The 24,490-nt window shown below is 71.4% G+C and carries 22 protein-coding genes; 19 read left to right on the top strand and 3 right to left on the bottom strand.

Annotated features, from left to right (window positions below; all coding sequences use genetic code 11):
- The first annotated feature begins 126 nt into the window (after window positions 1-126).
- The 10 genes from ispG to OG758_RS17565 all read left to right on the top strand — a co-directional run bounded on the left by ispG (window position 127) and on the right by OG758_RS17565 (window position 10,540).
- Window positions 127-1,281, top strand: a complete 1,155-nt coding sequence (gene ispG / locus OG758_RS17610; RefSeq protein ID WP_326710903.1) for a flavodoxin-dependent (E)-4-hydroxy-3-methylbut-2-enyl-diphosphate synthase — start codon at window positions 127-129, stop codon at window positions 1,279-1,281.
- Window positions 1,282-1,532: 251 nt separating this feature from the next.
- On the top strand, window positions 1,533-2,381 hold the full coding sequence (locus tag OG758_RS17605) for a GNAT family N-acetyltransferase (protein ID WP_326710902.1): 849 nt from the start codon (window positions 1,533-1,535) through the stop codon (window positions 2,379-2,381).
- A gap of 161 nt (window positions 2,382-2,542) precedes the next feature.
- Window positions 2,543-3,265, top strand: coding sequence for a DUF1684 domain-containing protein (locus OG758_RS17600; protein WP_326710901.1), 723 nt, complete (start codon window positions 2,543-2,545; stop codon window positions 3,263-3,265).
- Between the two features lie 59 nt (window positions 3,266-3,324).
- Window positions 3,325-4,845 (top strand): ABC transporter substrate-binding protein, encoded by a 1,521-nt coding sequence (locus OG758_RS17595; RefSeq protein WP_326710900.1) that lies wholly within the window; start codon window positions 3,325-3,327, stop codon window positions 4,843-4,845.
- Entirely contained in the window at window positions 4,845-5,810 is a 966-nt protein-coding gene (locus OG758_RS17590; RefSeq protein ID WP_326710899.1) for an ABC transporter permease, read from the top strand. The genes OG758_RS17595 and OG758_RS17590 overlap by 1 nt, the downstream gene beginning before the upstream one ends.
- Window positions 5,807-6,625 (top strand): ABC transporter permease, encoded by an 819-nt coding sequence (locus OG758_RS17585; protein WP_326710898.1) that lies wholly within the window; start codon window positions 5,807-5,809, stop codon window positions 6,623-6,625. The genes OG758_RS17590 and OG758_RS17585 overlap by 4 nt, the downstream gene beginning before the upstream one ends.
- Window positions 6,622-7,422 (top strand): ABC transporter ATP-binding protein, encoded by an 801-nt coding sequence (locus OG758_RS17580; protein ID WP_326710897.1) that lies wholly within the window; start codon window positions 6,622-6,624, stop codon window positions 7,420-7,422. Before OG758_RS17585 ends, OG758_RS17580 begins: the two co-directional genes overlap by 4 nt.
- Entirely contained in the window at window positions 7,419-8,183 is a 765-nt protein-coding gene (locus OG758_RS17575; protein ID WP_326710896.1) for an ABC transporter ATP-binding protein, read from the top strand. The genes OG758_RS17580 and OG758_RS17575 overlap by 4 nt, the downstream gene beginning before the upstream one ends.
- Window positions 8,184-8,223: 40 nt before the next feature.
- The gene (locus OG758_RS17570; protein WP_326710895.1) at window positions 8,224-8,766 is read left to right on the top strand and encodes a GNAT family N-acetyltransferase; all 543 of its coding nucleotides are present in this window, start codon (window positions 8,224-8,226) and stop codon (window positions 8,764-8,766) included.
- 79 nt (window positions 8,767-8,845) lie between these two features.
- Window positions 8,846-10,540, top strand: coding sequence for a proline--tRNA ligase (locus OG758_RS17565; protein ID WP_326710894.1), 1,695 nt, complete (start codon window positions 8,846-8,848; stop codon window positions 10,538-10,540).
- A gap of 86 nt (window positions 10,541-10,626) precedes the next feature.
- On the opposite strand, the gene OG758_RS17560 is transcribed toward OG758_RS17565, so the two are convergent.
- The 3 genes from OG758_RS17560 to OG758_RS17550 all read right to left on the bottom strand — a co-directional run bounded on the left by OG758_RS17560 (window position 10,627) and on the right by OG758_RS17550 (window position 12,570).
- Entirely contained in the window at window positions 10,627-11,520 is an 894-nt protein-coding gene (locus OG758_RS17560) for an aminoglycoside phosphotransferase family protein (RefSeq protein ID WP_326710893.1), read from the bottom strand.
- Between the two features lie 65 nt (window positions 11,521-11,585).
- On the bottom strand, window positions 11,586-12,068 hold the full coding sequence (locus OG758_RS17555; protein ID WP_326710892.1) for a ferritin-like domain-containing protein: 483 nt from the start codon (window positions 12,066-12,068) through the stop codon (window positions 11,586-11,588).
- 1 nt (window position 12,069) lies between these two features.
- Window positions 12,070-12,570 carry a hypothetical protein gene (locus OG758_RS17550; protein WP_326710891.1) on the bottom strand — a complete coding sequence of 167 codons (501 nt, stop codon included), beginning with the start codon at window positions 12,568-12,570 and terminating at the stop codon, window positions 12,070-12,072.
- Window positions 12,571-12,753: 183 nt separating this feature from the next.
- Here OG758_RS17550 and rimP point away from each other — a divergent pair, with 183 nt between their 5' ends.
- From rimP to OG758_RS17505, 9 genes are all read left to right on the top strand, one after another.
- A complete protein-coding gene (rimP, locus tag OG758_RS17545; RefSeq protein ID WP_326710890.1) occupies window positions 12,754-13,266 on the top strand; it encodes a ribosome maturation factor RimP in 513 nt (170 codons plus the stop codon).
- Between the two features lie 2 nt (window positions 13,267-13,268).
- Window positions 13,269-14,258 (top strand): transcription termination factor NusA, encoded by a 990-nt coding sequence (gene nusA, locus OG758_RS17540; protein WP_326710889.1) that lies wholly within the window; start codon window positions 13,269-13,271, stop codon window positions 14,256-14,258.
- A 79-nt stretch (window positions 14,259-14,337) separates the two neighbouring features.
- Window positions 14,338-14,616 carry a YlxR family protein gene (locus OG758_RS17535; RefSeq protein ID WP_266559427.1) on the top strand — a complete coding sequence of 93 codons (279 nt, stop codon included), beginning with the start codon at window positions 14,338-14,340 and terminating at the stop codon, window positions 14,614-14,616.
- A 146-nt stretch (window positions 14,617-14,762) separates the two neighbouring features.
- Window positions 14,763-17,885, top strand: a complete 3,123-nt coding sequence (infB, locus tag OG758_RS17530) for a translation initiation factor IF-2 (protein WP_326710888.1) — start codon at window positions 14,763-14,765, stop codon at window positions 17,883-17,885.
- A 141-nt stretch (window positions 17,886-18,026) separates the two neighbouring features.
- Window positions 18,027-18,320: a DUF503 domain-containing protein gene (locus OG758_RS17525; protein WP_116509238.1), complete on the top strand. Its 294-nt coding sequence runs from the start codon at window positions 18,027-18,029 to the stop codon at window positions 18,318-18,320.
- A gap of 33 nt (window positions 18,321-18,353) precedes the next feature.
- Window positions 18,354-18,815: a 30S ribosome-binding factor RbfA gene (rbfA, locus tag OG758_RS17520; RefSeq protein WP_100595134.1), complete on the top strand. Its 462-nt coding sequence runs from the start codon at window positions 18,354-18,356 to the stop codon at window positions 18,813-18,815.
- Window positions 18,812-19,720: a tRNA pseudouridine(55) synthase TruB gene (gene truB, locus OG758_RS17515; protein WP_227297573.1), complete on the top strand. Its 909-nt coding sequence runs from the start codon at window positions 18,812-18,814 to the stop codon at window positions 19,718-19,720. The genes rbfA and truB overlap by 4 nt, the downstream gene beginning before the upstream one ends.
- 226 nt (window positions 19,721-19,946) lie before the next feature.
- The gene (locus OG758_RS17510; RefSeq protein WP_326710887.1) at window positions 19,947-23,408 is read left to right on the top strand and encodes a serine protease; all 3,462 of its coding nucleotides are present in this window, start codon (window positions 19,947-19,949) and stop codon (window positions 23,406-23,408) included.
- 123 nt (window positions 23,409-23,531) lie between these two features.
- Window positions 23,532-24,485: a bifunctional riboflavin kinase/FAD synthetase gene (locus tag OG758_RS17505; protein ID WP_326710886.1), complete on the top strand. Its 954-nt coding sequence runs from the start codon at window positions 23,532-23,534 to the stop codon at window positions 24,483-24,485.
- Window positions 24,486-24,490: the final 5 nt, after the last annotated feature.

Below are 24,490 nucleotides of genomic sequence, written 5' to 3'. Positions count from 1 at the left end.
TCCGGACGTGATGTGCTCGCTGCCAGGCCGGTGCCGTAATCTCGAAGCCTGGAGCCCGCTCACCACGGACCCCGATCCGTGTCTCCTTCTCGGGTCTCGATTCCACACCTTGGGGTTGCACAGCAGATGACTGCGATTTCTCTCGGCATGCCGTCCGTTCCGACCAAGCTCGCCGAGCGCCGCAAGAGCCGGCAGATCCAGGTCGGCACCGTGGCGGTCGGCGGAGACGCACCGGTGTCGGTGCAGTCCATGACGACGACCCGTACGTCCGACATCGGCGCCACGCTCCAGCAGATCGCCGAGCTCACCGCGTCCGGCTGCCAGATCGTCCGTGTGGCCTGCCCCACGCAGGACGACGCCGACGCGCTGCCCGTCATCGCGAAGAAGTCGCAGATCCCCGTGATCGCGGACATCCACTTCCAGCCGAAGTACGTCTTCGCCGCCATCGAGGCGGGCTGTGCGGCGGTCCGGGTGAACCCGGGCAACATCAAGCAGTTCGACGACAAGGTCAAGGAGATCGCGCAGGCGGCCAAGGACCACGGCACCCCGATCCGCATCGGCGTGAACGCGGGCTCGCTCGACGCCCGGCTCCTGAAGAAGTACGGCAAGGCCACCCCCGAGGCGCTCGTCGAGTCCGCCCTGTGGGAGGCGTCCCTCTTCGAGGAGCACGGCTTCCGCGACATCAAGATCTCGGTCAAGCACAACGACCCGGTCGTGATGGTGAACGCCTACCGCCAGCTCGCCGCCGCCTGTGACTACCCGCTGCACCTCGGCGTCACCGAGGCGGGCCCGGCCTTCCAGGGCACCATCAAGTCCGCCGTCGCGTTCGGCGCGCTGCTCTCCGAGGGCATCGGCGACACCATCCGCGTCTCCCTGTCGGCCCCGCCGGTCGAGGAGATCAAGGTGGGCAACCAGATCCTGGAGTCGCTCAACCTCAAGCCGCGCCGCCTGGAGATCGTCTCCTGCCCGTCCTGCGGACGCGCCCAGGTCGACGTCTACAAGCTCGCCGAAGAGGTCACCGCGGGCCTCGACGGCATGGAGGTTCCGCTGCGCGTCGCCGTCATGGGCTGCGTCGTGAACGGACCGGGCGAGGCCCGCGAGGCCGACCTCGGCGTCGCCTCCGGCAACGGCAAGGGCCAGATCTTCGTGAAGGGCGAGGTCATCAAGACCGTCCCCGAGTCGAAGATCGTCGAGACCCTCATCGAAGAGGCGTTGAAGATCGCCGAGCAGATGGAACGGGACGGCGTCATGAGCGGTGAGCCCGAGGTCTCCGTCAGCTGACGCACGACGTGACGCAAGGGACCCGGGTGCCCCCTTTGGAGGTGGCGCCCGGGTCCCTTGCGTGCGGTGTGCTGCTCAGTTTCTCCGGCTAAAGTACGGAGATCAGCAGACCGTGTGACTCCGCTCCGAGGGGCTTCTCGCCGTGACGCGACGGTCAAGCCCTGACCGATGCTCGCGAGCGAGCACACGGCGACGCTAGCAGGGTGTTCGACGGGTTGTCGTTGCCCGCAAGGAGTGATGGAGCCGTCCCGTTGTTGACTCAGACCACCACCCGGGTCCTCGAACCGAGTGACCTCGACGCCGCGCTCGCCGTGCTGGACCGCGAGCCGGTTGCCAATGCCTTCGTGGCGTCCCGCGTCCAGGTGGCGGGCCTCGACCCGTGGCGTCTTGGCGGCGAGATGTGGGGCTGGTACGAGGACGGGATGCTCGAGTCCCTGTGCTACGCGGGCGCGAACCTGGTCCCGATCTGCGCCACCCCGAGGGCCGTGCGCGGGTTCGCCGACCGGGCGCGCAGGGCCGGGCGCCGCTGCTCCTCCATCGTCGGCCCCGCCGAGCCCACCGCCCAGCTGTGGCGCCTGCTCGAACCGAACTGGGGCCCGGCCAGAGACGTGCGCCCCCAGCAGCCCCTCATGGTCACCGACCGGCTCCCCGACGACATCGCCCCGGATCCGTACGTCCGCCGCGTCCGGAAGGACGAGATGGAGACGATCATGCCGGCGTGCGTGGCGATGTTCACGGAGGAGGTCGGCGTCTCGCCGCTCGCCGGTGACGGGGGCCTGCTGTACCAGGCGAGGGTGGCCGAGCTGGTCGGCTCGGGGCGCTCGTTCGCCCGGCTCGACGAGCACGGCAAGGTGATCTTCAAGGCCGAGATCGGTGCCACGACGACGCGGGCCTGCCAGATCCAGGGCGTGTGGATCGCCCCCGAACACCGTGGCCGCGGCCTCGCCGCCCCGGGCATGGCGGCGGTCCTGCGCTATGCGCTCGCGGATTTCGCGCCGCTGGTCAGCCTGTACGTGAACGACTTCAACACCCCGGCGCGGGCCGCGTACCGCCGGGTCGGATTCGAGGAAGTCGGCGCCTTCATGAGCGTCCTGTTCTGACGCGTCGGCGTGCTCCCTGTGGCACCTGTCTCACATTTCTGGCGCCATTTGACATTAGCGCTCCTTATGGAAGATAAAGAAGCTCCTTTGGTTCAAGCTTCACCCAGTGTGAGCAACCTCCGTGTGCACACCGGCGTGGATGCTGATGAGTTTCTACGCGAATGAGTGCCGCCATGCCCGACCGTGCCAGTGATCCCTCCCGAGCCTGGGAGGAGTGGCGTGCCGAGCGGCACCGCTCCGTCACCGGTCCCACCGGGAACCTCGCCCTCGCCGAGACCCGCTGGCTGCCCGCGGGCGAGCGCCCCGACCTCACGGCGGCCCGCGCCGGCCAGCGCGGCAGCGTGACCGTCACCACCGTCGAGCGCACCGACATGGTGACCGGCGAGCCCGAGTACGCGCTGCGGTTCTGGGACGCCGAGTCCCCCGCGATCCGGAACTTCGAGCGCACCGACGCGTTCCCGTTCGACCCGGCCTGGGTCCTGGACGCCACGTACACCCCCGTCGAGGACGGCCGCCGCGTCGCCTTCGAGCACATCCGGGACAACGGCGGCACCCGCGACCTCGCCGTCCCCGGCGACATCGCGCTCACCGTCGACGGCACCGACTACACACTCAGCGCCTTCGACGACGACGGCACGCTGCTGCTCGTCTTCGGCGACCCGACCAACGGGGCGGCCACCTACGGCGCGGGCCGGTTCCTCTTCGTCGAGCACACGGGAGAGGGGCGGGTGCGGCTCGACTTCAACCGCGCGTTCGTCCCGCCGTGCGGCTTCTCCGATCAGTACAACTGTCCGATGCCGCCGCGGCAGAACCGCTTCCAGCTGCCCGTGGAAGCGGGCGAGAAGCTCCCCGTCTTCCGCGACGGCTTCGCCGACCAGCACTGATCCCCGCGCTCCCCCTCCCTGCGCTCCCCCTCCCCGCGCCCCGCACGAAGGCAGCATCCATGAACCTCCCCAAGAAGCCCCTGTCCGCCGGTGTGCTCACCGTCGCCCTCGCCGTGACCCTCGCCGCGTGCGGCGGCTCCGGCGACAACAGCAGCAGCGGCGGCAGTGGCTCGTACGACAAGAACGCCACGGTCAACATCGGCTCCCTGTACGAGCCGCAGAACCTGGACAACACCGGGGGCGGCGGCCAGGGCGTCACCGAGGCGCTCAACGGCAATGTCTACGAGGGCCTGTTCAAGCTCACCGACGACGGCAAGGTCGAGAACCTCCTCGCCAAGGACTACAAGGTCTCCGGCGACGGGCTCACCTACACCTTCACCCTGCGCGACGGCGTGAAGTTCCACAGTGGCAAGGCGCTGACCAGCAAGGACGTCAAGTACAGCCTGGAGAAGGTGATCGCGCCGGACTCGCAGTCCGCGCGCAAGAGCAACCTCGAGGTCATCAAGGCGGTCGACACCCCCGACGCGAAGACCGTGAAGGTCACGCTGAAGCAGAAGTCGATCTCCTTCGTCTACAACCTCTCCTACGTCTGGATCATCAACGACCAGGCGAAGAACCTGAAGACGACCGAGGACGGCACGGGCCCGTACAAGCTGGGCAAGTGGACGCGCGGCTCCGCGCTCAGCCTCGACCGCTTCCCCGGCTACTGGGGCACCGCCGCCACGAACAAGCAGGCCGTCTTCCACTACTACAAGGACGCGACCGCGCTGAACAACGCGCTTCTGACGAACGCCGTGGACGTCGTCACCAGCGAGCAGTCGCCCGATGCCCTCGACCAGTTCAAGTCCAACCAGAGCTACAAGGTCAACGACGGCAACTCGACGACCAAGCTCCTGCTCGCCTTCAACGACAAGGCCAAGCCCTTCACGGACGTCAAGGTCCGCAAGGCCGTCTCGTCCGCGATCGACGACAAGAAGCTCCTCGAGTCCGTCTGGGGCGGATACGGCAAGGAGATCGGGTCGATGGTGCCGCCCACCGACCCCTGGTACGAGGACCTGACCAAGGTCAACGCGTACGACCCGACCGAGGCCAGGAAGCTGCTCAAGGAAGCCGGTTACGCGAAGGGCTTCAGCTTCACGCTGGACACCCCGAACTACGACCCGCACCCGACGGCCGCCACCTTCATCAAGTCGCAGCTCGCCAAGGTCGGCATCACCGTCAAGATCAACACGATCACGCCCGACGAGTGGTACACGAAGGTCTACAAGAACCACGACTTCTCGGCCACGCTCCAGGAGCACGTGAACGACCGTGACGTCGTCTGGTACGGCAACCCCGACTTCTACTGGGGCTACGACAACAAGCAGGTCGTCAAGTGGGTCGAGGACGCCGAGAAGGCGTCGTCGACCCGGCAGCAGACCGACATCCTCAAGAAGGTCAACCGCAAGACCGCCGAGGACGCCGCCAGCGACTGGCTGTACCTGTACCCGCAGATCGTCGTCGCCAACAGCAAGCTGTCCGGCTACCCGCTCAACGGTCTGAACTCGCAGTTCTTCGCGTACGACATAAAGAAGGGCTGATGACCGGCTATCTCCTGCGCCGCCTCGCCTTCCTCGTCGTCTCCCTGGTCCTCGCGAGCATCGTCCTGTTCGTGCTCCTGAGGATGCTGCCCGGCGACCCGGCGAACGCCCTCACCTCCGTGGGCGCCTCACCGGAGCAGATCGCGGCGGCACGGCACTCCATCGGATCCGACCGACCGCTGCCCGAGCAGTTCACCCACTGGATCGGGCAGCTCGCGACCGGCGACCTCGGCACGTCCTTCGTCAGCTCGCTGCCGGTCGGACCCGAGGTCGTCCAGCGCCTGAGCGTGACCGTGCCGCTGACCCTGTCCGCGTTCGTGCTCGCCGTGCTGATCGCGGTCCCGGCCGGCTTCGTCGCCGCCTACAAGCGCCGGACCTGGTACGGCGCACTGCTCAGCGGGGTGTCCCAACTGGGCATCGCCGTACCGGTGTTCTGGCTCGGCATGATCCTCATCGTCGTGTTCGCGCTGAACGCGGGCTGGCTGCCGTCCGGCGGCTTCCCGCAGGACGGCTGGTCCGACCCCGCACAGGCGATCCGCTCACTCGTCCTGCCCGTCGTCACCATCGCCCTGGTCATGTCGGCGTCCCTGATCCGCTACGTCAGATCGGCGACGCTCGACGTCCTCGACAGCGACTTCCTGTGCACCTCGCGCGCCCTCGGCTCGTCCTTCGGACAGGCCATGTGGCGCCACGGACTGCGCAACGCCTCCGTGCCGGTCATCTCGATCCTCGGCATCGAACTGGCGTCGACCCTGCTCGGTGCGGTCGTCGTCGAGTCCGTGTTCGCGCTGCCGGGGCTCGGCTCCCTGCTCGCCACCGGCATCGCCCAGCACGACTACCCCGTCATCCAGGGCGTCCTGTTCGTCTCCACCCTCGCCGTGCTGCTCATCGGCTTCGCCGCCGACCTCGTGCAGCGGATCATCGACCCACGGCTGCGCGACCGGCTCTCGGGAGGCGCCCGATGAAGCGTTCCGCAACCCTGTGGACGGGGTGCGTCCTCGCCGGACTCATCGCGCTCATCGCCCTCGTCTCCCTCTTCTGGCTGCCGTACGACCCCTCGGACACCTCCGGAGGACGGCTCGCCGGGCCGGGCGACGGACACCTGATCGGCACCGACAAGCTCGGCCGCGACCTGCTGACGCAGCTCATGACCGGGTCCAGGATCGCGATCGCGGCCGGTCTCGGGTCCGTCCTGATCGCGGCCGTCGTCGGCATCACGCTCGGCCTCGTTGCGGCGTTCGCGCAGGGCTGGTTCGACGACACCGTCTCGGCCCTGCTCGACATCCTCATCGCGTTCCCGACACTGCTGCTCGCCATGCTGATCGTCTCCGCCCGCTCGGCGACCCTCACCTCGGCGATCATCGCGATCGGCCTCGCCCAGAGCGCGATCGTCGCGCGCCTCACCCGGATCCTGGCCAAACGCGTCCTCGCGCAGGACTACATCACCGCCTCACGCACCTCCGGCACGTCCTGGCCGCGGATCGTCGGAGAGCACGTGCTGCCCAACATCTGGCCGACGCTCTCGGTCAACCTGGCGCTCCAGTTCGGACTCGCCGTCCTCGCCGAGGCGAGCCTGTCCTACCTCGGCCTCGGTGCCCCGCCGCCCAACGCCTCGTGGGGGCGCATGCTCCAGGAGGCCCAGGCGACGTTCACGACCGCGCCGGCGGGCGCCCTCGCGCCCGGCATCCTCCTCGTCCTGCTCGTCATCGGCGTCAACCTCGTCGCCGACGGCCTGCGCGACACCTTCGACCCGGCCCGGCGCAGGAGGACAGCGGCATGAGCCTGCTCGACGTACGCGACCTCACCATCCGCACCGGCGACGGCCGCGACCTCGTCTCCGGCCTCGGCTTCTCCGTCGACCGGGGCGAACGGCTCGGCCTCATCGGCGAGTCCGGGTCAGGCAAGTCACTCACCACCCTCGCCGTGCTCGGCCTGCTCCCCGACGGGATGACCGCCACGGGCAGCGTCGAACTCGACGGCACCCAGATCGTCGGCGCGAGCGAGAAACGGCTCGTCGGCGTACGCGGCCGCGCCGCCGCGATCGTCTTCCAGGAGCCGCTGACCGCGCTCGACCCGCTCATGCGCGTGGGCAGGCAGCTCGCCGAACCACTGCGCCGCCGCCGCGGCCTCAAGGGCGACGCGCTCCGCAAGGCCGTCGCCGAGGCCCTCGAACAGGTCAGGCTGCCCGAACCCGGGCGCATCGCCCGCGCGTTCCCGCACGAGATATCCGGCGGCCAGCGCCAGCGCGTGGCCCTCGCGATGGCGCTCGCCTGCGACCCCGCTCTGCTCATCGCCGACGAGCCGACCACCGCGCTCGACGTCACCGTGCAGTCCGAGATGCTCGTCCTGCTCGACACCCTCGTCGGCGAGCGCGGTATGGCCGTGCTCTTCGTCAGCCACGACCTGGCCGTCGTCTCGCGGGTCACCGACCGCGTCCTCGTGATGAAGGACGGGCGCGCCGTCGAGGACGGGACGGTACGCGACCTGGTGCGCGCGCCCCGGCAGGCGTACACGAAGGCGCTCGTCGACAGCGCGCGGAAACTCGAATCCGCCCTCGACCTGGGAGAGCCCCGATGACCGCCGTACTGGAACTCGACTCGGTCGGACACACCTACCGGGGGAGCGCGGCGCCCGTCGTCGAGGACGTCTCCCTCAAGGTCGACGCGGGCCACAGCCTCGCGCTCGTCGGCGAGTCGGGGGCCGGCAAGACGACCCTGCTCCGGCTGCTGCTCGGCCTCGCGGGCCCCGGCACCGGCACGGTCCGCTTCGACGGGGACCCGCTGCGGCTCGGCGACCGCGAGCAGATGCGGCGCTTCCGGCGCGCCGTGCAGTGCGTCTTCCAGGACCCGTACGCCTCCCTCGACCCGCGCCAGCGCGTCAGCCGCATCGTCGCCGAGCCGCTGCGCTCGCTCGGCGTGGCCACCGGCGCCGCCGCGCACGCGAAGGTCGCCGAGGCCCTCGAACAGGTCGGGCTCCCGGCGGACGCGGCGTCGCGCTACCCCCACGAGTTCTCCGGCGGCCAGCGCCAGCGCATCGCCATCGCCCGGGCCACCGTGTGCGACCCGCGCGTCCTGCTCGCCGACGAACCCGTCAGCGCGCTCGACGTCACCACCCGCGTCAAGGTCGTCGACCTGCTCGGCGAGCTCAAGCGGGAGCGGGGGCTGACCATCGTGATGGTCTCCCACGACCTGTCCGTGGTGGCCGCCCTGTGCGAACGGACCGCCGTACTCGAACGCGGACGCGTCGTCGAGCAGGGCGAGACCCGTGACGTGCTCGGATCGCCCGAACACCGCTACACGCGGAGGCTGCTCGACAGCGTTCCCCGGCTGCCCGTCTGATCAGATGAGGGCCGCCGGACGGCCCTGTAGTCTCCCCGTCATGACCCAGGACGACGTCGTCACCATCGGGCCTCTCGACCTCGCGGAACACGTGGACGAGGCACTGGCCGTGCAGGCGTACGCCTTCGGTCTGAGCGACGACGAGATCGCCGTGCGCCGCCAGATCGTGCTGCGGCACCTCACCTACCCCGGAGCACGCGCCCTCGGCGCCCACACCGAGGGCGGCCGACTCGTCGGCTTCGTCTACGGCATGCCGAACGACCGTGCCCACTGGTGGTCCACCGTGGTGGAGCCCTATCTGCGCTCGCGCTCGCTGGACGGATGGCTCGACGACTCCTTCGTGATCACCGAGCTGCACGTCCACCCCCGCTACCAGAACCGCGGGATCGGCCGGTCCCTCATCACGGCCATCACGGACAGCGCCGACGAGTCCAGGTCCATCCTCTCGGCCATCGACTTCGACAGCCCGGCCCGCGGCCTGTACCACTCGCTCGGCTACGAGGACCTCGCCCGGCAGGTCGTCTTCCCCAGCGCTCCCCGGCCCTACGCGGTCATGGGCGCACCGCTCCCGCTGCGTCGCTGAAGGCAGCCGATTTCCGGGCGCGGGACGGACCCGGCTAACCTCCTGCACATCCCTACCTTTCGCAGCAGGAGTCAAAATCATGGCCCAGGTCCAGCGCATGTCCCGGTTGATGGTCAAGACACTGCGTGACGACCCGGCCGACGCCGAGACGCTCAACCACAAGCTGCTCGTCCGTGCCGGGTACGTGCGCCGCACGGCCGCCGGCATCTGGTCCTGGCTGCCGCTGGGCAAGAAGGTCCTCGAGAACGTCGCCCGCGTGGTCCGCGAGGAGATGGACGACATGGGCGGCCAGGAGGTCCTGCTCCCCGCCCTGCTGCCCAAGGAGCCCTACGAGGCGACGGGACGCTGGGAGGAGTACGGCCCCGAGCTGTTCCGCCTCAAGGACCGCAAGGGCGCGGAGTACCTCCTCGGCCCGACCCACGAGGAGATCTTCACGCAGCTGGTCAAGGACCAGTGCTCGTCCTACAAGGACCTGCCCGTGGTCCTCTACCAGATCCAGGCGAAGTACCGCGACGAGGCCCGCCCGCGCGCCGGCATCCTGCGCGGCCGCGAGTTCCTCATGAAGGACTCGTACTCCTTCGACACCACCGACGAGGGCCTGGCCGAGTCGTACGCCCTGCACCGCGAGGCGTACATCAAGATCTTCGAGCGCCTCGGCCTCGACCACCGCATCGTCTCCGCCGTCTCCGGCGCGATGGGCGGCTCGGCCTCCGAGGAGTTCCTCGCCCCGGCCCCGGCCGGCGAGGACACCTTCGTCGACTGCCCGGCCTGCGACTACGCCGCCAACACCGAGGCCGTCACCTTCGCCGCCCCGGTCCCCGCGAGCGCCGAGCACCCGGCCGTCGAGGAGCTCGACACCCCCGACACCCCGACCATCGAGACCCTCGCCGCCCACCTCGGCGTCCAGGCCTCGGAGACCCTGAAGAACCTCCTGGTCAAGGTCGACGGCGAGATCGTTGCCGTGGGCGTGCCCGGCGACCGCGAGGTGGACCTCGGCAAGCTCGGCGAGCATCTCTCCCCGGCCGTCGTCGAGCTCGTCACGGCCGAGGACTTCGAGGGTCGCGACGACCTCGTACGCGGCTACGTGGGCCCGCAGGGCCTGGAGAAGGTCCGCTACATCGCCGACCCCCGCATCGCGGCCGGCACGGCCTGGATCACGGGCGCCAACAAGCCCGGCAAGCACGCGAAGAACGTCGTCGCGGGCCGCGACTTCGAGGTCGACGACTACCTCGACGTCGTCGTGGTCGAGGCGGGCGACCCCTGCCCCAAGTGCGGCACCGGCCTGCGCCTGGACCGCGCCATCGAGATCGGCCACATCTTCCAGCTCGGCCGCAAGTACGCCGACGCCTTCCAGCTCGACGTCCTCGGCAACCAGGGCAAGCCGGTCCGTGTGACCATGGGCTCGTACGGCATCGGCGTCTCCCGCGCGGTGGCCGCCCTCGCCGAGCAGACCGCGGACGACAAGGGCCTGTGCTGGCCCAAGGAGATCGCCCCGGCCGACGTCCACGTGGTCGCCGCCGGCAAGGCCCTCCAGACGGAGCTGGCGCTCGACGTCTCCCAGAAGCTGGGCGCCGCCGGAGTCCGCGTCCTGGTCGACGACCGCGCCGGTGTCTCGCCGGGCGTGAAGTTCACCGACGCCGAACTGATCGGTGTCCCGCAGATCCTCGTCGCCGGCCGCCGCTCGGCCGAGGGCGTCGTGGAACTGAAGGACCGCAAGACCGGCGAGCGCGAGGAAGTGACGGTCGAAGAGGCCATCGCGCGCCTCACGGCCTGATACGCGAGCACTGAGGGCCGGGACGTGATGTCCCGGCCCTCAGTCGTGTTCCGCGACGAGCCCGTCCGGCCCTCACGCGACAACCGTCAGAGCCAGCCCGCGAACTCCAGCAACAACTCCGCGTCCCGCTCACGCCCCACGCGCAGGGCCCGTACACCGGACTCCACCGCACGGAACAGCGTCCAGCCGCGCAGCCGCTCCTGGTCCACGTCGAGGGACTCCGCGAGCCGCTTCACGCGCCGCCGCGTCGTCGCCGCGCCGGACGGCGACGCGATCAGGTCCTCCACCCGGTCCCTGACGAGCCGCGCGAGATCGAAGGCGCACTCGCCGACGACCGGGTCGGGCCCGACCGCGAGCCACGGCGTCCGCTCCCCGGCCAGCACCTTGCTCTGCCGGAACGTCCCGTGCAGCAGCCGCACCTCCGGCGGAGCCACGAGCAGCTCGTCCCGCGCCGTGAGCGCCGCGTCGACCAGGGGCACGACATCCGGCTCCGCGGCGGCGGTGGCTCGCATCGCCTCGGCCTGACGGCCCGTCCGGTCGGCGACCGTCTCGCAGGAACGCCAGGACGGCGGGTTCACCCACAGCCTGCGCAGCGTGCCGGCCGCCTCCAACAGTGCCTTCGCCTCGGGCAGCGAGCGCACCGACACCTCGGGATGCAGCCGCTCCAGGAGCAGGCCGCCCCCGTCGCCGAGGAGCTGCACCGCCCCGAAGCCGTTCCAGTGGGTGAGAGCCGCGTGCTCGGCCTCCGGGCGGAAGCGCTCCGGCGCCAGTTTGAGGACGGCGGGCGACCCGTCGGCCCGCCGCACCAGGACGACGAGGCTGCTGCGCCCGCCCGGCACGTGCACCCGCTCGACCGTCAACTCAAGCCGCTCCACGGCCTCTTGAAGGATCTCCGGCAGCCTCGCAAGCCACGCGGACGCCCCGTCGTCCCGCACCTCGCCGAGCGCGTTGACCAGCCGCTTCGGCGGTTCGAAAGACATGCGTGAGTAACTCCCTTCCCCGTGACCGTCCCCGTGACCGCGGACCGTACGTGTGACCGTGCCGGCTACGCCTGCGGTGTCGCGGACGCTTCGGGCGCCGCGGACCGCTCGGCGAGACCAGGGAAGGCTACGCTGCCACCCCGCCACCGCACCGCCCGCACCGCCGCCTCGCGCAGCGCGTCCGCCGCCCCCCTGCGCCGTGCGCCCTCGGAGGCCCGCACCAGGTCCGAGTAGACCCCGGCGACGCGGTCCTCGATGTCCGCCGCGAGCCGCGCGGCCGCCGCCGGGTCCGGTACGGGGAAGGGCAGCGCGTAGGCGCCCGCGGACGGCTCGGGGTCGCCGCCGAGGTCACGGACCGTGCGCCGCAGGTCGTCGCGGCGCGCACGGTGGGAGTCGTACGCGGTGCGCGCCTCGGGCCTGCGGGCCTCGCTGATCCGGCCGCCGACGACGCCGTAGCCGTACACGGCCGCGTGCTCGGCGGCCAGTGCGGCCTGGACCGCGGTGAGGAGTTGCTTGTCGCTGTCGTCCTTGTCGCGCATGTCGGCCATGTCAGTCCTTCGTCAGCAGATACGCGTGGCCGGCGCCCGCGGCGGCCACCGAGGCCAGCAGGCGCGCCAGTTCGGCGGGGGCCTCGACCAGGGCGGCCGCACGGCGGTCGGCGAGATCCCGCTCGGCCTTCGCCAGTGCGCTCACCGTGTCCTTCTCGGAGGCCGGTGAGGCGGACGGCGAGGGAGAGGCCGGTGCGGCCGGGCGAGCCGGCGCACCGAAGGACTTCGCGTGCCGGGCCACCTCGTCGCGCAACGGGCCGAGCCGTGCGGCCAGGGCCGGATGGGCCCCGAGCGCGGCCTCGTAACGGTCGAGCAGGTCGCCGCTGTCGCGGGCGGCGCGCGCCTTGATCCGCTGTGTGGCGGAGGCGCTGCGGGCGCCCCTGGCACCGTCCGACGCGGGGTCCTCGGCGTCGGAACAGCCCGTCAGGAGCGCGGCCCCGGTCACCGAGGCCAGCAGGCTCCTTCTACGCGGCCCCGCGGGGGCCCCAGTGGTCAACGGCACGGCAGACGTCCTCGGCAGGAAGGATGGCAGGAAGGATTCAGCAGGAGCGGCGGGCGGCAGGCCCGGTGATCACCGTACCTTCGGCCCCTGCCTGGTGGACGGCAACACCCCCCTGGACCGGATACCCTTTGACCTGACGCACGACGAGACCACAACAGCACACGCGGCCGAGGAGTCACCCGGATGAGCACCACCCAGAGCGAGAGGCTGCGGTCACTACTGGAACCGCTCGTGAGCTCCCAGGGCCTCGATCTCGAAGAGATCGAAGTGGCATCGGTCGGACGTAAGCGAGTGCTGCGAGTCGTCGTCGACTCCGATTCCGGAGCCGATCTGGACCAGGTCGCCGATGTGAGCCGTGCGCTCTCGGCGAAGCTGGACGAGACGGACGCCATGGGTGAGGGCGAGTACGACCTCGAGGTCGGCACCCCGGGCGCCGAGCGGCCGCTGACCGAGCACCGGCACTACCTGCGTGCGGTCGACCGCCTGGTGAAGTTCCAGCTGGCCGACGACGCCGACACCGAGCTCGTCGCGCGGATCCTGAAGGTCGACGACGAGGGCCTGGACCTCGAGGTGCCCGGCGTGAAGGGGCGCAAGCCCACCGCCCGCAGGCTCACCTTCGACGACATCGCCAAGGCGCGTGTCCAGGTCGAGTTCAACCGTAAGAACAAGAACGAAGAGAATGCAGAGGAGGCGTAGCCGTGGACATCGACATGAGTGCCCTGCGGGGTCTGGTGCGAGAGAAGGAGATCTCCTTCGACCTGCTGGTCGAAGCGATCGAGTCGGCCCTCCTCATCGCCTACCACCGCACCGAGGGAAGCCGTCGCCACGCGCGCGTGCGCCTCGACCGTGAGAGCGGACATGTGACGGTGTGGGCGAAGGAGGACCCGGCGGACCTCGAAGAGGGCCAGGAGGCCCGGGAGTTCGACGACACCCCGTCCGACTTCGGCCGTATCGCCGCGACGACCGCGAAGCAGGTCATCCTGCAGCGGCTGCGCGACGCCGAGGACGACGCGACGCTCGGCGAGTACGCCGGCCGCGAGGGCGACATCGTGACGGGCGTGGTCCAGCAGGGCCGCGACCCGAAGAACGTGCTCGTCGACATCGGCAAGCTCGAGGCCATCCTGCCGGTGCAGGAGCAGGTCCCGGGCGAGGAGTACCAGCACGGCATGCGCCTTCGCTCGTACGTGGTGCGCGTGGCGAAGGGTGTGCGCGGTCCTTCCGTGACCCTGTCGCGCACGCACCCGAACCTGGTGAAGAAGCTGTTCGCGCTCGAGGTCCCCGAGATCGCCGACGGTTCCGTGGAGATCTCAGCAATCGCGCGCGAGGCCGGGCACCGCACGAAGATCGCGGTCCGCTCGACCCGCTCCGGACTGAACGCCAAGGGCGCCTGCATCGGCCCGATGGGCGGCCGTGTGCGCAATGTCATGGCCGAGCTCAACGGCGAGAAGATCGACATCGTCGACTGGTCCGACGACCCGGCCGACATGGTGGCCAACGCCCTGTCCCCGGCGCGCGTGTCCAAGGTCGAGGTCGTGGACATGGCTGCCCGCTCGGCACGGGTGATCGTGCCGGACTACCAGCTGTCGCTCGCCATCGGCAAGGAGGGCCAGAACGCCCGCCTCGCCGCGCGGCTCACGGGCTGGCGGATCGACATCCGTCCGGACACCGAGCAGCAGCCGGCGGAGTAGCCACCACAAAGATCACGACAACAACCGTTCGATTTTTGCCCCAAAGGGGTGAGGTCGGTGCGGGGAGGTAGACTTAAGCGTGTCTGGCCGGACGCATGCCGGTGCATGCCCAGAGCGCACGTGTGTGGGATGCCGGGAGCGAACGGCCAAGAGCGATCTGCTGCGCATCGTGGTGATCGAGGGTGAATGTGTCCCCGATCAGCGCGGTACGCTGCCCGGCCGGGGTGCGTACGTGCATCCCGCCCTGGTCTGTCTCGACCTGGCGGTCCGCCGCCGGGCGTTCCAGAGGGCGTTCAAAGCCCCTGGACCGTTCGATACGGAGGCACTGCGCCACCGCGTCGAGCAGGTAACACCGTAGAACGTGCCGTACGGGACCCCGTGCGGTCCTGGTACCCCCGCGAGTTGGAAGTAGGTCGAGATTGCGATGAGCACTCGATGAGCACGCGATGAGTACGCCCATGAAGTAGCGACGGTCCGGCGTAACCCGGACCTAAAAGGAGCGAAGTGGCTAAGGTCCGGGTATACGAACTCGCCAAGGAGTTCGGGGTGGAGAGCAAGGTCGTCATGGCCAAGCTCCAAGAACTCGGTGAATTTGTCCGTTCGGCGTCCTCGACGATCGAGGCGCCTGTAGTACGCAAGCTGACTGACGCCCTCCAGCAGGGCAGTGGCGGCGGCAAGCCCGCCGCCCGCAAGGCCGCGCCCGCGAAGCCCTCGCCGGCCCGTCCGACCCCGTCTCCGGCGCAGGCCGCAAAGCCTGCTGCTCCGCGCCCGCCGGCTCCCAAGCCTGCCGCCGCGGAGAAGCCCGCTGCCGCCGCCCCGGTGACCCCGGCCGCCGGTCAGCGTCCGACGCCCGGCCCGAAGCCGGCTCCGCGTCCCGCGGCTCCGGCCCCGGCCGCGCCCGAGTTCACGGCGCCGCCCGCGGCTCCGGCCGCTCCCGCTGCCCAGGCCCCCGCGGCCTCCCCGGCAGCCGGTGCGCGTCCGGGTGCCCGTCCCGGTGCCCCCAAGCCCGGTGGCGCCCGTCCGGCCGGTCCCGGCCAGGGTGCTCAGGGTCAGGGTCGTGGCGACCGCGGTGACCGTGGTGACCGCGGCGACCGTCAGGGTGCCCCGCGCCCCGGCGGCCAGGGTCAGGGCCAGCGTCCCGGCGGTCGTCCCGCCGGCCCGCGTCCCGGTAACAACCCGTTCACCTCTGGTGGCTCCACCGGCATGGCGCGCCCCCAGGCGCCCCGTCCCGGCGGTGCCCCGCGTCCCGGCGGCGGCCAGGGTGGCCCCGGCGGCCCGCGCCCGCAGGGTGGCCCCGGTGGCGCCCCGCGTCCGCAGGGTCAGGGCGGCGCCCGTCCGACTCCGGGCGGCATGCCCCGTCCGCAGGCCGGCGCTCCGCGTCCGGGTGGTGCCCCCGGTGGTAACCGTCCGAACCCGGGCATGATGCCGCAGCGTCCCGCTGCCGGCAGCCCGCGTCCCGGTGGTGGTCCCGGCGGTGGCCGTGGTCCCGGCGGCGGCGGTCGCCCGGGTGGCGGCGGCGGTCGTCCCGGTGGCGGTGGCGGCTTCGCCGGCCGTCCGGCCGGTCCCGGTGGCGGCGGTGGCGGTTTCGCCGGTCGTCCCGGTGGCGGCGGTGGCGGCTTCGCCGGTCGTCCCGGTGGCGGTGGCGGCTTCGCCGGTCGTCCCGGTGGCGGTCGTCCCGGTGGTCCCGGTGCCCGTGGTGGCACGCAGGGTGCGTTCGGCCGTCCCGGCGGGCCCGCCCGTCGTGGCCGTAAGTCGAAGCGGCAGAGGCGCCAGGAGTACGAGGCCATGCAGGCCCCGTCGGTCGGCGGCGTCATGCTGCCTCGCGGCAACGGACAGTCCGTCCGTCTGTCGCGCGGTGCCTCCCTCACCGACTTCGCGGAGAAGATCAACGCCAACCCGGCGTCGCTCGTCGCCGTGATGATGAACCTCGGCGAGATGGTCACTGCCACGCAGTCCGTCTCCGACGAGACGCTGAAGCTCCTCGCGGATGAGATGAACTACATCCTCGAGATCGTCAGCCCCGAGGAGGAGGACCGCGAGCTGCTCGAGTCCTTCGACATCGAGTTCGGCGAGGACGAGGGTGGCGAGGAGTTCCTCGTCGCGCGTCCGCCGGTCGTGACTGTCATGGGTCACGTCGACCACGGTAAGACCCGACTGCTCGACACCATCCGCAAGACGAATGTCGTCGCGGGCGAGGCCGGCGGTATCACGCAGCACATCGGTGCGTACCAGGTCTCCACCGAGGTCAACGAGGAAGAGCGCCGCATCACCTTCATCGACACCCCGGGTCACGAGGCGTTCACCGCCATGCGTGCCCGTGGTGCGAAGTCGACGGACATCGCGATCCTCGTGGTCGCGGCCAACGACGGCGTCATGCCGCAGACGATCGAGGCGCTCAACCACGCGAAGGCGGCCGGCGTGCCGATCGTCGTCGCGGTCAACAAGATCGACGTCGAGGGTGCCGACCCGACCAAGGTGCGCGGTCAGCTCACCGAGTTCGGTCTGGTGGCCGAGGAGTACGGCGGCGACACGATGTTCGTCGACATCTCCGCCAAGCAGGGTCTGAACATCGACTCCCTGCTCGAGGCCGTGGTCCTGACCGCGGACGCCTCGCTCGACCTGCGGGCCAACCCGGAGCAGGACGCGCAGGGTATTGCGATCGAGTCCCACCTCGACCGTGGCCGCGGTGCCGTTTCGACCGTCCTGGTCCAGCGCGGCACGCTGCGCATCGGTGACACGATGGTCGTCGGCGACGCGTACGGCCGTGTCCGCGCGATGCTCGACGACAACGGCAACAACGTCGAGGAAGCGGGTCCCTCGACCCCCGTCCTCGTGCTCGGTCTCACCAACGTCCCGGGTGCCGGCGACAACTTCCTGGTGGTCGACGAGGACCGTACGGCCCGTCAGATCGCCGAGAAGCGTGCCGCTCGCGAGCGCAACGCCAACTTCGCGCGGCGTGGCGTCCGGTTCTCCCTGGAGAACCTGGACGAGGCCCTCAAGGCCGGTCTGGTGCAGGAACTCAACCTCATCATCAAGGGCGACGCGTCCGGTTCGGTGGAGGCTCTCGAGTCCTCGCTGCTCCAGCTCGACGTCGGCGAAGAGGTCGACATCCGCGTCCTGCACCGCGGCGTGGGTGCCGTCACCGAGTCGGACATCGACCTGGCGACCGGCTCCGACGCGATCGTCATCGGCTTCAACGTCCGCGCTGCGGGCCGCGCGGCCCAGATGGCGGACCGCGAGGGCGTCGACGTCCGCTACTACTCGGTGATCTACCAGGCCATCGAGGAGATCGAGGCGGCCCTCAAGGGCATGCTCAAGCCGGAGTACGAAGAGGTCGAGCTCGGCACGGCGGAGATCCGCGAGATCTTCCGCTCGTCCAAGCTGGGCAACATCGCCGGTGTGCTCGTCCGGTCCGGCGAGGTCAAGCGCAACACCAAGGCGCGCCTGCTGCGCGATGGCAAGGTCATCGCGGAGAACCTCAACATCTCCGGTCTGCGTCGCTTCAAGGACGACGTCACCGAGATCCGCGAAGGCTTCGAGGGCGGTATCAACCTCGGAAACTTCAACGACATCAAGATCGACGACGTCATCGCGACGTACGAGATGCGCGAGAAGCCGCGCGCCTGATCCGCGCACGGTGAAGGTCGGGGCCGGTCGGCGGGACGAAATCCCGTCGATCGGCCCCGGCCGTTGCGTGTACGGTTCTGGTGTCCCTGCCAAGTGGTTGGCGGGGCCACGAACCCGAACCGGCGGGACATCCGGACACACATGTATGTGGGGACTCTGTCCTTTGATCTGCTCCTCGGCGACGTTCACTCGCTGAAGGAGAAACGCTCCGTGATCCGCCCGATAGTCGCCGAACTCCAGCGCAAGTACGCGGTGAGTGCGGCGGAGACCGGGAACCAGGAACTTCACCGCAGGGCCGAGATCGGCCTGGCGATGGTCTCCGGGGACACGGGGCACCTCACCGACGTACTGGACCGGTGCGAGCGTCTGATCGCCGCCCGTCCCGAGGTGGAGCTGCTCTCCGTTCGACGCAGGCTCCACGGCGACGAAGACTGACTTTAAGAGCAAGGCGAAGAAGGAGACGGCGCAGTGGCCGACAACGCGCGGGCGAAAAGGCTGGCGGACCTCATCCGAGAGGTGGTGGCCAAGAAGCTCCAGCGCGGGATCAAGGACCCGCGGCTCGGTACGCATGTGACCATCACGGACACCCGGGTGACGGGTGACCTGCGGGAGGCGACCGTCTTCTACACGGTCTACGGCGACGACGAGGAGCGTGCCGCTGCCGCGGCCGGCCTCGAGAGCGCCAAGGGCGTACTCCGTTCGGCGGTGGGCCAGGCGGCCGGTGTGAAGTTCACGCCGACCCTGGCCTTCGTGGCGGATGCCCTGCCGGACAACGCCAAGGCCATCGATGACCTCCTCGACAAGGCCAGGATCTCGGACGCGAAGGTCCGGGAGGCGTCCGCCGGCGCCGAGTTCGCCGGGGGTGCGGACCCGTACCGCAAGCCCGAGGACGAGGACGGCGCGGACGAGGACGGCGAAGCCTCGGAATGACGCAGAAGAACACCCCGACGCCCGACGGTCTTGTCATTGTCGACAAGCCGTCGGGCTTCACTTCGCACGACGTGGTGGCCAAGATGCGCGGGATCGCGAAGACCCGCCGCGTCGGCCACGCGGGCACGCTCGACCCCATGGCGACCGGTGTCCTGGTCCTCGGCGTGGAGCGAGCGACCAAGCTGCTCGGCCATCTCGCGCTGACCGAGAAGGAGTACCTGGGCACGATCCGGCTCGGCCAGAACACGCTGACCGACGACGCCGAGGGCGACCTCACGTCGTCCACGGACGCGTCCGGCGTGCGCCGCGACGCGATCGACGCCGGGGTCGCCAAGCTGACGGGCGCCATCATGCAGGTGCCGTCCAAGGTCAGCGCCATCAAGATCAACGGTGTGCGTTCCTACAAGCGGGCCCGTGAGGGCGAGGAGTTCGAGATCCCGGCGCGGCCGGTCACCGTCTCGTCCTTCACCGTCTACGACATAAGGGACGCGGTCGCCGAGGACGGCACCCCGGTCCTCGACCTGGTCGTCTCGGTGGTCTGCTCGTCCGGGACGTACATCCGGGCCCTCGCCAGGGACCTGGGCGCGGACCTGGGCGTCGGCGGTCACCTCACGGCGCTGCGGCGCACGCGGGTCGGCCCCTACAAGCTGGACTCCGCGCGTACCCTCGACCAGCTCCAGGAGGAGCTGACGGTGATGCCCGTCGCGGACGCCGCCACCGCCGCTTTCCCCCGCTGGGACGTGGACGCCAAGCGCGCCAAGCTGCTGCTCAACGGGGTCCGTCTGGAGGTGCCCGGCGAGTACGCGGGCGCCGGGCCCGTCGCCGTGTTCGACCCCGAGGGCGTGTTCCTCGCGCTCGTGGAGGAGTCGAAGGGCAAGGCGAAGAGCCTCGCCGTCTTCGGCTGATCTCTTCGCCGCCCCCCGCCGTGGAGCGGCGCGCGCAGTCAGCTGCGTGCCGCTCCACGGACCCCCCTCCAAGGGTCTATCCATCACCCCCGATCTGTTCACCCCTTCGGGCGGGCGCTCGGAGTGAACCGAGGGAGTGGAAGGGGGCGCGTTCGCTCTGGCGCCTGTTCCGCTGATCACCGCGCGCCTACCGTCGGTCCTACGGGGCGTGGCGGGAGGTTCGACGATGGCGGGACGTGGCCTCCGGGCCGGCGACGGGGACGCGACGGATCCCGGGACCGGGCCGCCCCTCGTCCATGTCTTCGATCTGGCCGGACGCCCGCGCGGCGCCGGCTTCGTCGCCGACGACCACGGCACCGTCGTCACCAGCCATGAAGTGGTCGACGGACTCGGCCGTGTCGTGCTGCACGCGCCCGGCGGGATCACCTGTGTCGTGGGCGCCGCCGACGTCGTCCCGCTGCCCGAATCGGCCCTCGCGCTCATCCGCACCGACGCGACGGAGGGCCTTGGGATGCGCCCGCTGCCGGTGGCCGTCCGGGGCCCGGCCGGAGCGGGGGCCTATGTGCGGATCGCCGCCGGCGGCTGGCGCGAGGCGCGCGTCCTCGGCCATGCCGACGTCACGTACACCGCGACCGACCGCTTCCATATCGTTCCCGGGGTCATGGAGCTGGCCATCGGCACGGACGGCCGCGACGCGCTGAGGCTCGGGGGAGGGGCGGCCGGGGGACCCGTCGTCGACGCCGCTTCGGGCGCCGTTCTCGCCGTTCTCGGCACGGCGCTCGAAGCCGGGCATCGGGCCGCCGCCGGATTTGCCGTGCCGCTGCGGGAGGCCGCTGCCGCCGACCCGGAGGGGCCGCTCGCCGCGCTCCTCGCGCGGAACGCGGCCACCGTGCCGGTGTACGGGGACGACCTCAATCCGGCGGGCGCGCTCCAGCTGACGGCCACGTCGGTCGGGTCCGACGGGCCGGGTGCGGTCCTCGACCCAGAGCTGGTCGAACGTCCCGAGGTGGCAAGGGAGTTCGCCGCGTTCGAGGCGTCCGGCGCGGCGGTCCTGGCCCTCGTGGGAGCGCCGGGCAGCGGCCGTACGACGGAGCTCGCCGCCTGTGCCGCGCGACGCGGCCGCGGGGCCCACCCCGCCCCCACCCTCTGGCTGCGCGGCGCGGACCTGAACGGCGACGACCGGAGCGTGGCCGACGCCGCGAGGCGGGCGCTGGTCAGGGCCGGACGCATCGTCGCGGCGTCACTGACCGGGGCCGTCCCCGGCGTGACCGGCGAGCCCGGGGGCCCGGAGCCCGGCGGTGCGGGTGTCGGCGATGTGTCGCCGGAGCGGATCGCGGCGCTCGCACGCGCCGCCGGCCGGCCCCTCGTCCTGCTGCTCGACGGGCCCGAGGAGATGCCGCCCGTCCTGGCGCACCGGCTGGCGGAGTGGACCGAGGGCACGACGCGCTGGCTGCGCGAGACCGGCGTGCGGCTCGTCGTGGCGTGCCGGGGGGAGTACTGGGAGCGCGCGGGCGAGCTGTTCCCGCCTGGTGTGCTGTACGGACGGAACGGGCGGCTGCCCGCCTGTGTCCCGCTGGGGGAGCTGACCGGCGACCAGGCCCGCGTGGCGCGGGAGCGGTACGGGCTGCCCGAGGACGCGCTCGCCGGCCGGGACGCACGGCATCCGCTCGCGCTGCGGCTCCTCGCCGAGGTGCGGGCCGCGCTGCCCGGGCCCGTGCCGGGCAGCGCCGACCGGGACGCCGTCTTCGCCGCGTATCTCGACCTCATGTGCCTGCGGGTGGCGGTGCGCATCGCCGCTGTGAACGGGCTGCGCGGCACGGCCGTGCGCAGGCTCGCCGCCCGGGTTTCCGGTCAGGTCCACGAGGCGGCGCGGCGCTGTCTGGGGCCGGGGCAGGGCGAGTTGGACCGGGAGGCGTTCGAGGAGGTGTTCCCCTGGGGCGCGCTGCCGGGGCGGCGCGGCGGGGGCGTCACGGCGTGGGCCCCGGCCGTCCTCACCGAAGGCGTACTCGTCCCGGCGGGGCGCGGCTACCGGTTCGCGCACGAGGAGGTCGCCGACTGGATCCAGGGCATGCACCTGGACCTGGACGAGGCGCTGCGGGCGCTCGTCCACCGCGACCGGGACGCCGGCCGGGCCGCGCCCACGGTGCCCGTGCCCCGGCACCGTGCGGGCCCCGTCGTCCAGGCCCTCCTCCTCGTCGAACGCCAGCAGGGACCGGCCCAACTCGGCGCGCACCTGACCGAGTTGGCGCTCAGGTCCCTCACGCCCGGCGACGCCGACGCCTCCTGGTGGGCGGCCCACCTCGTCGAGGAGGCGCTCCTGCGGGTGCCCGACGCCACTCCCTATCTCGGGGTGCTCGAACCGCTCGCCGACCGCGGACGCCTCGACCCCTCGTTCTGGCGCCGGATCCCCGTCACGGACGCCGACCGCCTCGGCCTCCTGCGCCGCCTCGTCGTGCACGATCCGCCGCCCGGGAGCCAGGACCGCCACCTGGACACCGTCGCCGACCTGCTCACCGCGGACCCGGCCGGCGTCCAGGTCCACCTCACCCGTTGGTTCGACGACGCGCGGCCACTGCCCGCCCTGCCCGACGCGACCGTCGCCACCGCGGCCCAGGCACTCCTGCACACCCACCGGCACCGCGCCGTCGACGACCTCACCGAGGCCCTCGCCGACTGCGCGCACCCGCACGCCGACGAACTCCTCGCCGTGCTCGCCGACGAGGAGCCGTCCGCGCTGTGCCGCGCCGTCGACCGCTGGGCCCACGACGAGCGACCCGCCCGCCGCGCGTCCGCCGTCACCTACGCGTTGCGGGTCGCCCCGCACGTCACCACCGACGCCGATCGCGGGCTGCTGCGCTACGCCGCGCTCGCCCTGCTCGCCCGCACCACCGACAGCGCCCGGCACGGCGCCGCGCTCGCCCTCCTCGTGCGCGACCCGCAGACCCGCGACACCTATCTGGCACGCGCCCTGGAGCGGTTCGCGGAGGGCGATGCCCAGTTGCCCGTGAGTGCGCTCGCCGTCGCGCTTGCCACGCACCCGGAGCCGGTTCTCCGCGCCTTCCGGGCCCGTGTGCGGGAGCCGGGCGGTGCGGCCGACGTGCTGGGGGCACTCGCCGGCGTGACCGCGCCCGCGCTCGCGCGGCGGGCGGCCGCTCTCGTCGCGGACCTCTCGGCGGACCGGCCCGACACCGCTCAGGACGTCGCCGCGTACGTCGATCGGTGCCTGGAGCACGGGCCGGCCGGGCGGGCGGTGCTCTTTCCCCTCGTCACAGGGCTGCTCCGGACCTGCCCGGCCGCCGGACGGGCGGCGCTCGCGCCCGTCCTCGCCGCACCCGGAACCGGCGCCTCGCGCGCCCTGCGCGGCGAGCTCCTCGACGTACTGCTCGCCCGCGAGGACGACCCGGACGTGCTCGACGCCGTTCTGCGGACCGCCGCTCGCAGCGCCGGGGGCGCCGGAGCGACCCGCACCCGTGACCTTGTGCGGCGCACCGGACAACGGCTCGTCCGCACCCCGGAGGGAGCCGCCCGCTTCGACCGCGCCCTCGTCGAGTTCGCCGACTCGGTGCCTGGGTTCGCCGCCCTTCTCGTCCAGTGGCTGGCGGGGGCGCCGCGCGAGTGGGCCGCCCTCGTCGGGCCGAGCGCCCGCCGCGTGATCGGGGGTCTGGCCGGGGTGCGCGTACCCGCCTGACCTGCCCCGGCCGGTACGGCGCCTCCCGATGCGGGGCGTGGGCGCTCGGCATGGCACTCTTAGACCTGCGTATTCGGCAAAGAGACGTAACAGTCGTACACAGGTTCGCGAGGAGCAATCACCGTGCAGCGCTGGCGTGGCTTGGAGGACATCCCCCAGGACTGGGGGCGCAGCGTCGTCACCATCGGCTCCTACGACGGAGTGCACCGCGGCCATCAGCTGATCATCGGCCGGGCCGTCGAACGGGCTCGTGAGCTCGGTGTGCCCGCCGTCGTGGTCACCTTCGACCCGCACCCCAGCGAGGTCGTGCGCCCGGGCAGCCACCCCCCGCTGCTCGCCCCGCACCACCGGCGCGCGGAACTGATGGCGGAGCTCGGCGTCGACGCCCTGCTGATCCTGCCGTTCACCACCGAGTTCTCGAAGCTGTCGCCGGCCGAGTTCGTCGCGAAGGTCCTGGTCGACAAGCTGCACGCGCGCCTCGTAGTCGAGGGGCCGAACTTCCGCTTCGGCCACCGAGCCGCGGGGAATGTCGCGTTCCTCGCCGAGCAGGGCGCGACGTACGACTTCGAGGTCGAGGTCGTCGACCTGTACGTGAGCGGCTCGGCGGGCGGCGGCGAGCCCTTCTCGTCCACGCTGACCCGTCGGCTCGTCGCCGAAGGTGACATGGAGGGCGCGCGCGAGATCCTCGGCCGCCCGCACCGCGTCGAGGGTGTGGTCGTGCGCGGCGCCCAGCGCGGCCGTGAGCTGGGCTTCCCGACCGCCAACGTGGAGACGCTCCCGCACACCGCGATCCCGGCGGACGGCGTCTACGCGGGCTGGCTGCACGTCGGGGACGAGGCGATGCCCGCCGCGATCTCGGTGGGTACCAACCCGCAGTTCGACGGCACCGAGCGCACGGTCGAGGCCTACGCCATCGACCGCGTGGACCTCGATCTGTACGGGCTGCACGTCGCCGTCGACTTCCTCGCCTATGTGCGCGGCATGGCGAAGTTCGACTCGATCGAGGCGCTCCTGGTCGCCATCGCGGACGACGTGAAGCGGTCCCGGGAACTGGTCGAGGCGTACGAGGGGGAGTAGGCGGG

This window comes from Streptomyces sp. NBC_01474 (assembly GCF_035918215.1).
Classification (GTDB): domain Bacteria; phylum Actinomycetota; class Actinomycetes; order Streptomycetales; family Streptomycetaceae; genus Streptomyces; species Streptomyces aureus.
This window is presented reverse-complemented; position numbering and strand designations above follow the sequence as displayed.

What these genes read in the sequence shown, in the direction of transcription:
- OG758_RS17510 (WP_326710887.1), top strand. Translation starts at nt 19,947, where the DNA reads ATGGCGGGACGTGGCCTCCGGGCCGGCGACGGGGACGCGACGGATCCC.
- OG758_RS17585 (WP_326710898.1), top strand. Translation starts at nt 5,807, where the DNA reads ATGAAGCGTTCCGCAACCCTGTGGACGGGGTGCGTCCTCGCCGGACTC.
- OG758_RS17595 (WP_326710900.1), top strand. Translation starts at nt 3,325, where the DNA reads ATGAACCTCCCCAAGAAGCCCCTGTCCGCCGGTGTGCTCACCGTCGCC.
- truB (WP_227297573.1), top strand. Translation starts at nt 18,812, where the DNA reads ATGACGCAGAAGAACACCCCGACGCCCGACGGTCTTGTCATTGTCGAC.
- OG758_RS17570 (WP_326710895.1), top strand. Translation starts at nt 8,224, where the DNA reads ATGACCCAGGACGACGTCGTCACCATCGGGCCTCTCGACCTCGCGGAA.
- OG758_RS17560 (WP_326710893.1), bottom strand. Translation starts at nt 11,520, where the DNA reads ATGTCTTTCGAACCGCCGAAGCGGCTGGTCAACGCGCTCGGCGAGGTG.
- OG758_RS17555 (WP_326710892.1), bottom strand. Translation starts at nt 12,068, where the DNA reads ATGGCCGACATGCGCGACAAGGACGACAGCGACAAGCAACTCCTCACC.
- OG758_RS17565 (WP_326710894.1), top strand. Translation starts at nt 8,846, where the DNA reads ATGGCCCAGGTCCAGCGCATGTCCCGGTTGATGGTCAAGACACTGCGT.
- OG758_RS17590 (WP_326710899.1), top strand. Translation starts at nt 4,845, where the DNA reads ATGACCGGCTATCTCCTGCGCCGCCTCGCCTTCCTCGTCGTCTCCCTG.
- OG758_RS17525 (WP_116509238.1), top strand. Translation starts at nt 18,027, where the DNA reads ATGTATGTGGGGACTCTGTCCTTTGATCTGCTCCTCGGCGACGTTCAC.
- ispG (WP_326710903.1), top strand. Translation starts at nt 127, where the DNA reads ATGACTGCGATTTCTCTCGGCATGCCGTCCGTTCCGACCAAGCTCGCC.
- OG758_RS17600 (WP_326710901.1), top strand. Translation starts at nt 2,543, where the DNA reads ATGAGTGCCGCCATGCCCGACCGTGCCAGTGATCCCTCCCGAGCCTGG.
- OG758_RS17575 (WP_326710896.1), top strand. Translation starts at nt 7,419, where the DNA reads ATGACCGCCGTACTGGAACTCGACTCGGTCGGACACACCTACCGGGGG.
- OG758_RS17580 (WP_326710897.1), top strand. Translation starts at nt 6,622, where the DNA reads ATGAGCCTGCTCGACGTACGCGACCTCACCATCCGCACCGGCGACGGC.
- rimP (WP_326710890.1), top strand. Translation starts at nt 12,754, where the DNA reads ATGAGCACCACCCAGAGCGAGAGGCTGCGGTCACTACTGGAACCGCTC.